This is a genomic window from Paenibacillus sp. FSL W7-1088 (assembly GCF_037969855.1).
Lineage (GTDB): Bacteria > Bacillota > Bacilli > Paenibacillales > Paenibacillaceae > Paenibacillus.
Genome location: NZ_CP150216.1, coordinates 6,453,124 through 6,466,206, shown reverse-complemented (window position 1 = coordinate 6,466,206; position 13,083 = coordinate 6,453,124). Strand labels below are relative to the sequence as shown.

The 13,083-nt window shown below is 48.6% G+C and carries 11 protein-coding genes; 8 read left to right on the top strand and 3 right to left on the bottom strand.

What is annotated here, in order from left to right; all coding sequences use genetic code 11:
- From MKY42_RS29290 to MKY42_RS29280, 3 genes are all read left to right on the top strand, one after another.
- Positions 1–726 (top strand): polymer-forming cytoskeletal protein, encoded by a 726-nt coding sequence (locus tag MKY42_RS29290; protein ID WP_179262849.1) that lies wholly within the window; start codon positions 1–3, stop codon positions 724–726.
- A gap of 35 nt (positions 727–761) precedes the next feature.
- A complete protein-coding gene (locus MKY42_RS29285) occupies positions 762–1,466 on the top strand; it encodes a hypothetical protein (RefSeq protein ID WP_339846652.1) in 705 nt (234 codons plus the stop codon).
- A gap of 73 nt (positions 1,467–1,539) precedes the next feature.
- Entirely contained in the window at positions 1,540–3,102 is a 1,563-nt protein-coding gene (locus MKY42_RS29280; protein ID WP_179262853.1) for an MDR family MFS transporter, read from the top strand.
- A 156-nt stretch (positions 3,103–3,258) separates the two neighbouring features.
- Here the strand turns inward: MKY42_RS29280 and MKY42_RS29275 are convergent, their stop codons facing one another.
- Positions 3,259–4,692, bottom strand: a complete 1,434-nt coding sequence (locus MKY42_RS29275) for a VanW family protein (protein ID WP_179262855.1) — start codon at positions 4,690–4,692, stop codon at positions 3,259–3,261.
- A 252-nt stretch (positions 4,693–4,944) separates the two neighbouring features.
- On the opposite strand from MKY42_RS29275, the gene ftsE reads away from it, so the two are divergent.
- The 5 genes from ftsE to MKY42_RS29250 all read left to right on the top strand — a co-directional run bounded on the left by ftsE (position 4,945) and on the right by MKY42_RS29250 (position 10,966).
- The gene (ftsE, locus tag MKY42_RS29270) at positions 4,945–5,631 is read left to right on the top strand and encodes a cell division ATP-binding protein FtsE (RefSeq protein WP_024631580.1); all 687 of its coding nucleotides are present in this window, start codon (positions 4,945–4,947) and stop codon (positions 5,629–5,631) included.
- Positions 5,621–6,538: a permease-like cell division protein FtsX gene (gene ftsX, locus MKY42_RS29265; RefSeq protein WP_063567509.1), complete on the top strand. Its 918-nt coding sequence runs from the start codon at positions 5,621–5,623 to the stop codon at positions 6,536–6,538. The genes ftsE and ftsX overlap by 11 nt, the downstream gene beginning before the upstream one ends.
- Before the next feature lie 153 nt (positions 6,539–6,691).
- Positions 6,692–7,972 (top strand): M23 family metallopeptidase, encoded by a 1,281-nt coding sequence (locus tag MKY42_RS29260; RefSeq protein ID WP_090903575.1) that lies wholly within the window; start codon positions 6,692–6,694, stop codon positions 7,970–7,972.
- 134 nt (positions 7,973–8,106) lie between these two features.
- Positions 8,107–9,576 (top strand): S41 family peptidase, encoded by a 1,470-nt coding sequence (locus tag MKY42_RS29255; protein ID WP_076287642.1) that lies wholly within the window; start codon positions 8,107–8,109, stop codon positions 9,574–9,576.
- A 64-nt stretch (positions 9,577–9,640) separates the two neighbouring features.
- A complete protein-coding gene (locus tag MKY42_RS29250) occupies positions 9,641–10,966 on the top strand; it encodes a PDZ domain-containing protein (RefSeq protein WP_179262859.1) in 1,326 nt (441 codons plus the stop codon).
- 52 nt (positions 10,967–11,018) lie between these two features.
- Here the strand turns inward: MKY42_RS29250 and MKY42_RS29245 are convergent, their stop codons facing one another.
- Together MKY42_RS29245 and MKY42_RS29240 are read right to left on the bottom strand one after the other, a co-directional pair.
- The gene (locus MKY42_RS29245) at positions 11,019–11,708 is read right to left on the bottom strand and encodes a response regulator transcription factor (RefSeq protein WP_339846640.1); all 690 of its coding nucleotides are present in this window, start codon (positions 11,706–11,708) and stop codon (positions 11,019–11,021) included.
- A gap of 19 nt (positions 11,709–11,727) precedes the next feature.
- The gene (locus MKY42_RS29240; protein WP_339846638.1) at positions 11,728–13,002 is read right to left on the bottom strand and encodes a sensor histidine kinase; all 1,275 of its coding nucleotides are present in this window, start codon (positions 13,000–13,002) and stop codon (positions 11,728–11,730) included.
- Positions 13,003–13,083: the final 81 nt, after the last annotated feature.

Below are 13,083 nucleotides of genomic sequence, written 5' to 3'. Positions count from 1 at the left end.
ATGGAGGAACGTAATTTGCGCAATGATCTGAATATAGCGGGCATGAGCCAAACGGCAGGCGGGAATTTTCACCGGGTATCCATCGATGGCATGGCCAAAGTAAACGGTAACCTGGACTGTACCTCTTTGAATGTGAATGGAACAATGAAGATGCACGGAGCTTTGAGCTCAGAGAGTGCAACGATCAACGGTATGTGCACGCTGAACGGCCCCTTGGTTAGTTCTCGTGTTCGTGTGGATGGCTTGACAACCATTAACGGAGACCTCCGAAGCCCGGAGATCGAAGTTAACGGGAAGTGTACTGTACGCGGTCGGGTAGATGGGGAACGGATCGATATTGGTGGCGTGATTGATATTGAAGGCGACGTACAATGTGAGTCCCTGAACGTACAGGGCAATATTAAAATCAGTGGCTTTCTGAATGCGGGGACGGTAGAGATCAGGCTGCATACATCCTCTTCCGCCAAAGAGATCGGCGGGGAACGCATCGATATTCGTCGTAAGGAACAGACTGGTTTTTGGAAAAGTATTGGCCTGGGAGGCACACCTTCATTTAAGTCAGCCTTAATTGAGGGAGATGAAATCGTGCTGGAAGATACCGAGGCTGATATTGTTCGTGGCAGCAAGGTTCATATCGGTCGTGGCTGTAACATCAGGTTGGTCGAATATTCGGGTGAACTAGAGGTTGATCCAGACGCCAAGGTGGGCAGCAGTCAGCGGATTTAAGTTTTAGTTTAAGTTTTGACCTGGAGAGAAAGGGATTGATCGATTTGAATAACCATTTTGCTGGTTCATTGGCTAAAAAACACGATATTAGCATCATCGGCGACGGCAGTTCTTCTGGCGGTGTGTACGGCAAGGTCAAGGTAGTGGGGGATTCCTCATTTAACGATAATCTGATCTGTGATCAATTCAAATGCACTGGCACATCGGTCGTATACGGATCTCTGGAATCAACCGATATCAAAATTACAGGAACCCTTACCCTGAAAGAGCGGGCTGCTGCCGGCGACGAAGATCAGGAGGGCGATTTTGCCTCTAACCTGTATGCCAAAGCTGAACATATGAAAGTGGTAGGCGAGCTTCATGTAGCAGGCGATTGTCAGGTGGAGAATATGAAGTTGAATGGCCGTTTTACGATAACCGGTATGCTCAGTGCCGAACAAATGACACTCAAAATTATGGGGCCATCCGAGGTGAAGGAAATGGGCGGTTCCATCATTTCAGTGAAGAGTTCGCGGGGGAAACTGCTGGAGGGTTTGTTCACTGGTAACAAATCGATTCTCAAAGTGAACATGATCGAAGGCGACGAAATTGAACTTGAGAACACGGAGGCCGAGGTTGTACGAGGAGATAAAATAAAAATTGGCCCAGGCTGCCGGATTGGTACAGTAGAATACCGCTCTTCTCTGCAAATTCATCCACAATCGGAAGTTTTGGTGCAAAGCAATCGGTCCTTGGACTGATTATCCGCCGTAACTTTTCGGATATACTAATTCAGTCATATGAATCGGATGTGAATGGGAGAGATTGAGTAGAATGGCTACACGTAGAAATAATATTGGATTGGTGCTGGCAGGGTTACTGCTGAGCATACTGATGGCTTCGATGGATAATACCATCGTGGCAACAGCTATGGGCGACATTGTCGGGAAGTTGGGTGGACTCGACAAGTTCGTCTGGGTGACTTCCGCCTACATGGTGGCCGAGATGGCGGGTATGCCAATCTTCGGTAAGTTATCCGACATGTACGGACGAAAGAAGTTTTTTGTTTTCGGAATACTGGTATTTATGCTCGGATCTGCGTTATGTGGAACGGCAACATCAATCGTTGAGCTGACGATGTACAGAGCTATTCAGGGTATTGGTGCAGGTGCATTGGTGCCGATTGCCTTTACGATCATGTTTGATGTGGTCGCACCGGAATCACGGGGGAAATTGGGCGGTTTGTTCGGAGCCGTGTTTGGTTTATCGAGCGTATTTGGTCCGCTGCTGGGTGCTTACATTACAGAGTATGCGACATGGGAATGGGTATTTTATATTAACCTGCCGCTTGGTCTGATTGCGTTTGTGTTTATTGCATTTTTCTACAAAGAATCTCATCAGCATCAATCCCAACAGATTGACTGGCTCGGTGCAATCACACTGATTGGTGCGGTAGTCTGTCTCATCTTCGGGCTTGAACTGGGTGGCAAAACGTATGCCTGGGGTTCATGGCAGATCCTCGGTTTGTTTACCGGATTCGTTGTGCTTGCGCTGCTTTTCCTGTTTGCAGAAACGAGAGCCAAGGAACCCATCATCTCCTTCGGCATGTTCCGCAACCGGGTGTACTGGTCCAGTAACGTTATTGGCATGTTCAGTGGTGCGGCGTTTATTACCGCATCCGTTTACATTCCAATCTTCATCCAGGGGGTACTCGGTGGCAAAGCGACCAACTCTGGTCTCGTGTTATTGCCTATGATGCTGGGGTCTGTTGTGACGGCTTCCATGGGTGGCGTACTGATGACCAAAATCAAGTATCGCAACATTATGATTCCTACGCTGGCCTTGCTGGTAGTTGGTCTTGGATTGCTGACAACGCTGGATGAAACTTCATCTCTATGGACCATACGTATATTCATGGTGATGATTGGTCTCGGTGTTGGAGCGTCGTTCTCGGTACTTAGCAATGCAGCCATGAACGCGTTTGAACCGCAAAGACGCGGAGCGGCAAGCTCTACACTTAACTTCCTACGTTCACTTGGGATGACGATGGGTATTACGATCTTTGGTATCGTGCAGAGCCAGGTATTTACGCGCAAAATGAATGATGCCCTCGCCGGATCAGCGGCGGAAGCGGGTGGCGCTGGTGCTCCTGCAGCAGGCGGCGTGCCTCAGGGAGTGAATCTGAGCGATCCACATGCGTTGCTGTCGCCAGAGCTGAGAAAGGCGATTCCGCCTCAGGTGCTGGATGCCATTACGCACGCGTTGTCTTCATCTATCGTGCAGCTCTTTGCCTGGGCTGCGATCCCGGCTGCACTCGCGTTGATTGCTGCTTTCTTCATGGGTAATGAGAAGATGGTTATCGGCGAGGAGCAGAAAGAGTACACAGGCGGACATTAGATGTTTCAGTCTAATCAAACCTAATATGTATCTGTACAACAAACCAAAGACACATCTCTCGAGGGTCCCATAATGGGAAACGGGAGATGTGTCTTTTTCTATCTGTTATTACTTGCTGAGTTGAGCCTATCCAAGTGTACGCAAGTGAAATGAAGATTAAGGCTGCTTCGTGTCGCTGATGCCATCCTCTACAACAGAAGGCTCCCTGGGATCAGGTAAGTTAGTATGACCAGAGCGGGCAATCAGGCGATTCTGTGCTTTGTACGTGTCACGTGTAATGGTCTTGGATTCGACAATTTTGCCATCCACCTTTTTGGTGCGCATCGTCTCTACAATATATCCGGGTTGACCGTTCTGGAGCACCTGCTGGGCACCCTCAGGCAGCACATTGCTCGATACATATTTCACGGGAGCACTTAATGTCTCAATTGTGCGGGATTCCAGTGCATAACTGACGTTCTCCGGGAAGGTGCCGAAAAATTTGACCGTTAAGCTTCCACCTTCCACTTTGGCATGAATGAGCAGAGACTTGCCGGTATTGTTTTTGAACCGAAAATTGATGGAACCTGAGGCAAACGTGGCATCCAGCCCCTTCGGCAAATATTTGACGGGCAGGGAGTGATTGCGGCGCTCTACAATGTCCAGTCCGGTCAACAGGGCTGCGTTGTAAACGGTGCTTGATACCTGACAGATACCACCACCAATGCCAGGAGTCAGCTGCCCATTCACGATTACCGGGGCTTCCCGAAAACCATAGTCTTCCTCGGCCTTCTTAATGACCTTCTCATAATCAAAAGTACCATTCGGCGGCAAAATCATGCCGTTAACGGCTTGTGCTGCTGCGCTGACGTTATGTATCCGGCCTGCGCTGCTGTTTCCGAGGCTAGTGGAGAACTGAATGATCTTCCGGTCAATTCCTTCTTGGCGCAGCGAATCGAGAGTCACTTCGGGCTGCAGCGTATACAACGGCAGCTGAATCAACAGCGGGTTGGGCTTCGCATCATGGTCCAGTGGAGCGAAATCCCGGTGCAGTTTAGCCTGCATCAGGCTCGCGAGTTCATCCCAGGCGATCCGGCGGACGCCTTTTTCCGGGATGTACTGGACCTTGTCACTTGCGGTAATGCGGCGAACGGCGTTCGCGGGTGTACCGAAGGTTTCCTTTTCCCAGGCAGGGGTAAGCTGCTCTTTCAGTGTTTTTGAATTATACGTCAGCTTCAGGGGCCATTCCTTGATGAAATGATATCGGGCATAAGCGCGCTCCCACAGATTGCCTTCATCCAGCTGCTGCACAGCTGTCCGGAAGTCGTCAGCACTGTAGCTTGCGCCTGTCTGGGCGGCGGTGAACGTCATTGCTTTGGGTGTAGAACCGTCAACCTCCAGGGTGATCGGCCACGCTTCCATTTGTTTCAATCGTTCATCCAGTCCCAGTAGAACTTCCTTGCGCTTCACGTCCTCAACCGACCACTCACCAACACGTACACCTTCTGGTAGGGTGGGTTGGTTCACGTACATATACAGCAATCCATAGGACGCGGAACCGATTAATAGGATGGAGAACAGTGCAATGACCATCAAATGTATTTTTTTCATATCCGTACGCTCCTTTGTACTTCTGTTGTTCCGCATTTCGTAACACTTTCCATATATATGATCCAATGATGGAAAACTTTCGGGTACTCAATAGGTAACAAATTTGTTACAATAAAATTCATATGAATCCATGCTTCACCATCGAAAAAAGGGCGAAATGGATTTTCCCTGATGAAATTCAGGTCTTTTTAAAGGAAATGCCGGGATTGTGTCGAAATGATAATGGCTAACTATGCAACGGGAAGTGATGATGTGATAGAAATGCAGGACGTGTGGAAGACCTACGCCAATGGTACCCACGCATTACAAGGGGTGTCGGTGAAGATTGACCGCAATGAATTTGTCTATATCGTCGGTCCGTCCGGCGCAGGCAAATCGACATTTATGAAATTGATGTACAGGGAAGAAGTTCCGACCAAAGGACAAATATCCATTAACGGATTTAATATCGGAAAGTTAAAGCCACGCAAAATTCCTTATGTACGCCGGAATATCGGCGTTGTGTTCCAGGATTTCAGGTTGCTGCCACGCATGACGGCATTTGAGAACGTGGCATTTGCCATGGAAGTTATTGAAGCACCGAAGCGCCACATCAAGAAACGAGTGATGGAAGTACTTGATCTGGTTGGATTGCGCAGCAAGGCGAATCGTGAACCTTCACAGTTGTCGGGTGGGGAACAGCAGCGTATTGCCATCGCACGTGCCATCGTGAACAATCCGTCTGTTATTATTGCGGACGAGCCTACGGGGAACCTTGATCCGGAGACGTCATGGGGCATTATGCAGCTGTTGGATGAAATTAATTTTCGCGGGACAACCATTGTTATGGCGACCCACAACAAGGATATCGTTAATACGATGCGTAAACGGGTTATTGCGATTGAACGGGGACAGATTGTACGGGATCAGATGAGAGGGGAATACGGTTATGAATTTTAGTACTCTCTTGCGCCATTTACGGGAGGGATTCAAAAACGTATTCCGCAACGGCTGGATGTCCGTGGCCTCCATCATGTCCATTATCGTGTCTCTGCTCATTCTGGGCGTGTTCATGCTGCTGGTGCTTAATGTGAATTCCATGGCCAACCAGGTGGACAGTCAGGTCGAGATCAGTACGTTTCTTGAGCTGAACGTGGATGAGAACCTGCGTAACACGCTGGAGCAGGAAATCAGTGCCATGCCTGAAGTCAGTGAAATTCGTTTTGTTTCCAAAGAAGAGGGACTCAAGGAGTTCCGTGAACGTCTCGGAGAAAGTGCAGACAATGTGCTAAGCGGTTTCGATGTGGATAACAATCCACTGCCGGAGACCATTGAAGTAGAGGTCATTGAACCGGAAACCGTCACTTTTGTGGCGCAAAAAATCGAAGCATTGAACGATAAACACCCGGAGAAGCCGATCATGAAAGTGAACTACGGCAAGGAAACGGTGGAAGTGTTGTTCAAATTTACGAAGCTTGTCCGGAATATCGGATTTATTTTTGTTGGGGGACTGGGGTTGATGTCCATGTTCCTGATCTCGAATACGATTCGCGTAACGATTCTGGCCCGGCGCCGGGAGATCGGTATTATGAAACTGGTTGGAGCAACCAACACGTTCATTCGCTGGCCTTTCTTTGTCGAAGGGGCATTGATTGGACTGATCGGTTCGGCGATTACGGTAGCGGTACTGTTCTTCGGTTACAGCCGCCTGATGGCTACGATCGGTCAGGATGTATTCATGCAGATGCTTAACCTGATTCCACTCGGTGATATTTGGCTGCTGTTTGGAACACTGTTGATCGGACTGGGTGTGCTGGTTGGTATTTTGGGAAGCACATTGTCCATCCGAAAGTCTCTTAACGTTTAATCCAAAAAGAATGGCAAAGCAGGTTCACAACTGAACGCTGTTTGACGATATGTAGTAAAGACGGAGTCTTTAGTGTAAGAAAGCAAAAGAACATGCTGTTCACCACCTGTGCAGGTTGCTTTCTTGTGAATTCATAGGATGGGGGATCACATTTTGAAAAAAACAGCTTCGCTGCTGGCCCTAACGTTATTGGCCAGTTTGACGCTTCAACCTTCTGACGGATATGCCAAGAGTAGCATTAGCGACATTGATCAGCAGATTCAGCAACTGGAGAGCAAGGCGGCTTCGGCCAAAAAGGAGCAGCAAAAGGCTGCCAGTAACAAAAAGGAAGCTCAACATTACAAGAACAAGACCAATGCTTACTTGAAAGTCGTCATGGAGCAGATCAATGTAGTTAGTGATGAGCTGGCAAACGTATCGTTGCAGATTGAAAATACGGAAGAGGATCTCCGGACAACGAAAAAAGATCTGCAGGCCGCAGAAGAACGTATCGTTGCAAGAGAAAAATTACTTGAATCGCGTGTAAGGCTGATGTATACAGACGGTGCCGTTTCTTATCTCGATGTGTTGCTAACTTCTACAAGCTTCTCTGATTTTCTGACTCGTGCCGATTCACTGAAAACGATTGTGGATCAGGACCAGCACTTGCTGGATGAACACAAAAAGGACAAGCAGCTCGTCGTGGACAAAAAAGCAGAACTCGATGTGCAATATGCAGAAGCCAAGAGTCTGTATGCACAGAAGAAACAGCGCAAGTCCCAGTTGAATGAGAAGGAGCAGGAGAAGCAGGTGCTTCTCGCTTCCTATGATGCTAAAATTGAAGAGTCGGAAGAGCTGACGCAAGAGCAGGAAGATGTATTGATGCAGATTGCCAGCAAACGTTCGGCCCTTCTGCAAGAGAAAAATAAATTGCGTGAGCAGCAAGCGGCGGCGGCTGCCAAAGCAAAAGCAGCAGCAGCTGCCCGTGCCGCGGCTGCTGCGAAGGCACCGACCAAGGTCAGCTCCAACAGCAGTAGCAGTACTTCATACTCAAGTGGTAACGGCATCTTTGGCATGCCAGTATCAGGTGCGCGTGTATCTTCCGGTTTTGGACCTCGTATTCACCCGATCACGGGTGAAGTGGGTAAATTGCACGCAGGTGTAGACTTTGCTGTTGCTCAAGGAACGTCCGTTCATGCCGCTTCTGGCGGGATCGTCATCATGGCTGAATGGTATAGCGGGTATGGTTACACCGTCATTGTTGACCATGGAGGCGGATTATGGACGCTATACGGTCATTTACGTGAAGGCGGATTTAAGGTTAGCAAGGGTGACACGGTAAGCCGTGGCGACATTATTGCTGAATCAGGCAATACAGGCAACTCCACTGGACCGCATTTGCATTTTGAAGTACGTGATAATGGAACAGCAGTGAATCCATTCAACTATTTGTAGTTTTTAGCCAACAGTTGGAATGGAACAAACATATTCCGTACAAGCTAGGCATATACTAAGCTGGCATGTTCAGGGAATGATTCACAGAACAATTGAATTTGACACGCTTCAATACTAAAGGCGGTGACAAACGGATGATGAAGAAAAGATCGGCCCTGCTGCTTGTCATTGTAGCCCTTCTCGGAGGCAGCCTGCTTACGCTGGTGCTGATGAGCTCTCCTGGCCTGGCACAGACGACACCTGGCGAAGGATTGCTCGCCAGCGTTACTGGCAGTTCGCAGCAGAAGAACGATTTGAAGAAGATTGAAACCGCGATGGATTTGATCTCAAGCAACTATTATAAAGACGTGGATCGAACCAAACTGATTGATGGTGCGATCAACGGCATGATGGAATCTCTTGGTGATCCGTACTCCAACTATATGGGACAGGAAACAGCAGCCCAGTTCGAGGAGTCGATTGAAGGTTCGTTTACCGGAATCGGCGCAGAGGTATCCTCACAGGATGGAAATGTGGTAGTGGTATCACCGATCAAAGGATCGCCTGCCGAGAAAGCGGGTATTCGCGCGAAAGACATGATCATGTCCGTGAATGGTGAATCCCTGCAAGGATTGGAACTGAACAAAGCCGTTAATAAAATCAGAGGTCCAAAAGGCAGTGAAGCGAAGGTACAGGTTAAACGTGCCGGATCTTCCGAGCTGATTGAATTTGTCATTGTGCGTGATGACATTGATCTGGAGACGGTGTACGCCCACATGGAGGATAATGGTGTTGGTGTGATTACAATCACCCAATTCTCGCTGAACACAGGAGATCGCTTTAAGGAAGAACTGGCGAAGCTGGAGAAGCAGAACATGAAGGGCTTGATCATTGATGTTCGTAATGACCCGGGTGGTGTTTTGCAGGTCGTTATTGATATTGCAGAGCAATTTGTTCCGAAAGGCAAAGTTATTGTTCAAGTCGAAGACAAGAACGGTAAAAAGGAACAAAGCAAATCGAACGGATCAGGTAAATCGTACCCCATTACGGTATTGATGAACAAGGGGAGCGCGAGTGCGTCGGAAATTTTGGCTGGTGCATTGCAACAGTCGGCAGGCGCAACGCTGGTTGGAGAAAACTCCTTTGGTAAAGGAACCGTACAGACGAGTTATGACAAACAGATGGGTGATGGCAGCTTGCTGAAAATCACCATCGCGAAATGGCTGACTCCGAACGGAGACTGGATTCATGAAAAAGGTATTAAACCGGATATCGCTGTGAACCAGCCGGATTACTTCTCGGTGGCACCAATCAACAAAGAAAAATTACCTTTGAAATACGACAGCAATAGCACGGATGTGAAAAGTGCGCAGACGATGCTGAGAGGACTTGACTTTAAGCCGGATCGTGTGGACGGATACTATGACCAGAAGACAGAAGAAGCGGTCAAAGCATTCCAGAAACAAAAAGGCATTCAGGCAACTGGCCAGATTGATGAGAAAACCGCGGAATCACTGGAAGCGGCTCTGATTGAACGCATTGCCAATCCTCAATATGATGCACAGCTGAAGCGCGCGATCGAAAATGTCTCAAAGGATATTTCGTCCGCAGTGTCGAAGCCATAAAGAAGGCTGATTTTCAGCCTTCTTTTTTTCTGAACCGGCTGAAGGAGAGGGGTGACCGTCCACAATGGAATGGGCTTGGCCATGGTTGACCACATTAGGAGAAGCATTGTTGCAGTTGTTTATTCAGCCGTTTTATTATATTGCGGTAATCTTGATTGCTCTCGTTTATCATCGTCAACTCTTACAGGAACGTAAATTGTTCCACGTTCGTCTGCAAAGCTCGATAACACAGACCATTCGTGCAGTACTTGGAGGTATTGTGATTGGTGTAATGGTCTCAATCGTGTCGCTGTTTCTTGGGGCACATCTTACACTGAGCAGCCTGATCTGTATTTGGGCAGCTACGTTATTCCTGGCATTATTCCGTATCCGATACTTATGTTTTGCTTATGCAGCAGGTTTGCTTGGCGTGTTGCAGTTTGGCTTAAATATGGCTTCGGGCTGGCACCCGGCAGGATGGATAGGAAGTGTCACAGAAGCATTACGTGCGCTGGATATGCCTGCACTGCTTGTGCTCGCAGCTGTATTACATATCGGTGAAGCACTGATGGTACGCATGCAAGGGGTATCGATGGCATCGCCTTTGCTCTTCGAAGGTAAACGAGGCAAGCTCGTTGGAGGATACCAGTTGCAGCATTTCTGGCCAATTCCGTTACTGATTCTTGTTCCAGTTACGGGCGGGGCCGAATTGCCATGGACCGCTTGGATCAGCGGAGGGAATGGCTACATGCTGGTTGCGCTGCCGATTATGCTGGGATTTGGAGAAGTTACGCAAAGTATGCTCCCGGGGAAAAAGGTCCAGATTTCCGCAAAACGATTGCTGCTATATGGGACAGGGCTGCTTGTACTCAGCCTCCTGGCTGCGTGGTGGTCTCCACTCATGGTTGTCGCAGCATTGGCTGCTTTCATTGGGCATGAGTTCCTGGTGTGGTACAGCGGCTTTGAGGAGCAAAACCGCAGCCCGCTGTTTGTACACCCTGAGCACGGCTTGAAGGTGCTGGGCGTCATTCCTGATAGTCCTGCGGAAGAGCTGGGGATAGAAGCTGGGGAGACCTTGTACAAGGTGAATGGCGTATTGGTGCATTCGCCTGAGCAGTTACATCGCGCTTTGCGTATGAATCCGGCTTTTTGTAAGCTGGAGGTACGTAATCATCAGGGTGAGAGCAAGTTCATGCAACGGGCGATCTATGAAGGTGAGCATCATCAGCTCGGGGTGCTCATGGCCCCGGACAATCATGAAGCCTGGGCGCTCCGCTTGCGTCCGTTAACGCTGTTTCATATCGTAAGTCTTAAGTTGTTCGCACGACGTCGGAAAGATCAGCTAGATGTTGAGGCTCCACTGGCATTGCCACCCGCCCCGGCGGGGGAGCAAAGATCTGTAGAGATGTAATGACGAAAGGGTATTTCCTCCGCCTAATTAGGCGAGGGAAATACCCTTTTTGCTACTTTTTTAACATGAAAATAGCGATTTGAGTCCGATCACGCAAACTAAGCTTGCCAAGAATATCGGTAACATAGTTTTTGACCGTGCCCTCACTCAAGAATAGTTTTGCGGCAATTTCTTTATTGGACAGCCCTTCTGATATAGCCTCTGCAACAGCCATTTCCATACGGGTTAGCCCGTAAGAGTCAATGGGTTCGTGTATCTGAGGCGCTGCAGCAGGACGGAGTAGACTCGCGAGCTTACGAGCAATATCGGGATGAATCAACATGTCCCCGTTATGTATAGTCTTGATGCCCTGAATGATCCGGTCAGGGGGCACGTTTTTGAGCAAATAACCGCTTGCTCCGTTTTGCAAAGCCTGGATGATGTACTCATCATCGTCAAACGTGGTAAGCATCAGTACACGCACGTCAGGGAAGTTTGCCTTAATGATTCGGGTGCCTTCAACTCCGTCACAATCTGGCATGCGAATATCCATAAGTACAACGTCGGCAATTGTCCCTGACTCCAACAGTTCCAAAGCTTCTCGTCCGTTTGAAGCTGTACCTGTAATGTTAATACCAGGATCGAGTCCGAGAAGGACTTTGAGACTTTCACGGATAAAGGAATCATCATCCGCAAGCATCAGCCGAATGGACTGAGGTTGGACAGAATGGCTCGAGTTATTTATTTCATTCAGGTCAGACATGAGCAAATCACTTCCTTTTTCAGATCAGTTCAGCTTTGTTCGTCATGGGCAGGCGTGTAATCACCGTATAGGGATAGTCCGACTTGATCTCCAGTTTCCCACCAACCAATTGTGTGCGTAGGCGCATTCCTTCAAGTCCCATGCCGAGTCCTGTAGACTCTGCCTTTAAGTCCGGTTTAGCACGAGATCCTTCATGTCTTCCTTTCGTTTGTTCGTTGGTGGAAAGGGTGTGAATCTTCCCATCGTTGCTGATGGACATACAGATCTCTCTTTCCCCAAATTCCAGTTCCACACTAATCGTAGTGGCATTACCATGACGGAGTGCATTGGTCACGGCCTCTTTGGCATTTTTGTACAAGACAATCTGCATACTGGGATAAAGTACATGTGAATGCCCACGCACTTTGTAACTCGTCTTCACACCCGTTTCCCTTCCAACGTCTTCAAGCAGACGATCTAATGCGTAGGCATCGGATATATAAGAGTCAGGCCGCAACTTGTGAAGCGTGGTCCGCATGTCATCCATACTGGCGGCCAATTGATCCCGAATCTGTCTCACCATTTCCGTGCCCTGTTCTGGATGTATAGGGAGGGTGAGGAGGGCTGCCTCAGACATCATTTTGGTGCGAATCAGGCGATGACCAATATCATCATGAAGCTGCCGGGATATCCGGGTACGTTCCTCAACCTGTGCCGCTCCTTCAAGCTGCTTCGTGAATTGCAGCAATTGTTCGCGTGTCTCCTGAAGCTCGTAATGTTTACTTCGCAGCTCATCGTACACCTGTTCAAGCTGCCCACGGCTGTTCGCGCTTTTAGACCCCTGCCATGAGAGTGTTGCGGTGATGAGCAGGAGCAAGTTACCTGCAACCCGAGCCATTGTCTCTTGGGTGAAGCTAAAAGGAATGGCTGTATTTGTGTGAAATGTAAGCCATGCATGAAGCTCCTGTGGTGGGGCGTAATACCAATGTAGCGCAATATTGCTGGCGATAAGCTGAATGGCGAGCATTAACCAACGCTGGGTCCTGTCCAGTCTGTACATATATACATAAAGCGCAGATAAGGAGAGGAAAAACATAAATGGGCCGTATAGAGCGATCAACCAGCAGCTGAAGAGGATTTCGGCTGCGAGAAGAAAACTCTGCATACCTGAACGGGTGAAGTCTTTCCACACCGCGAGTCCTAGCGCAATGATAATATACAGAGTATAGCGATCTTCTTGTTCCTGTGGTAGCACCAGAATGTACAGGACCGCGGGAACTATGAGTAAACCGTATTGCAGCAACCGCATCGGCATATGTCAGAGACATCCTTTATTTTTAGAAGTGAAGGTATACCTTCCGGTAATGTATGTCGATTATATCATAGGCAGTTTTCC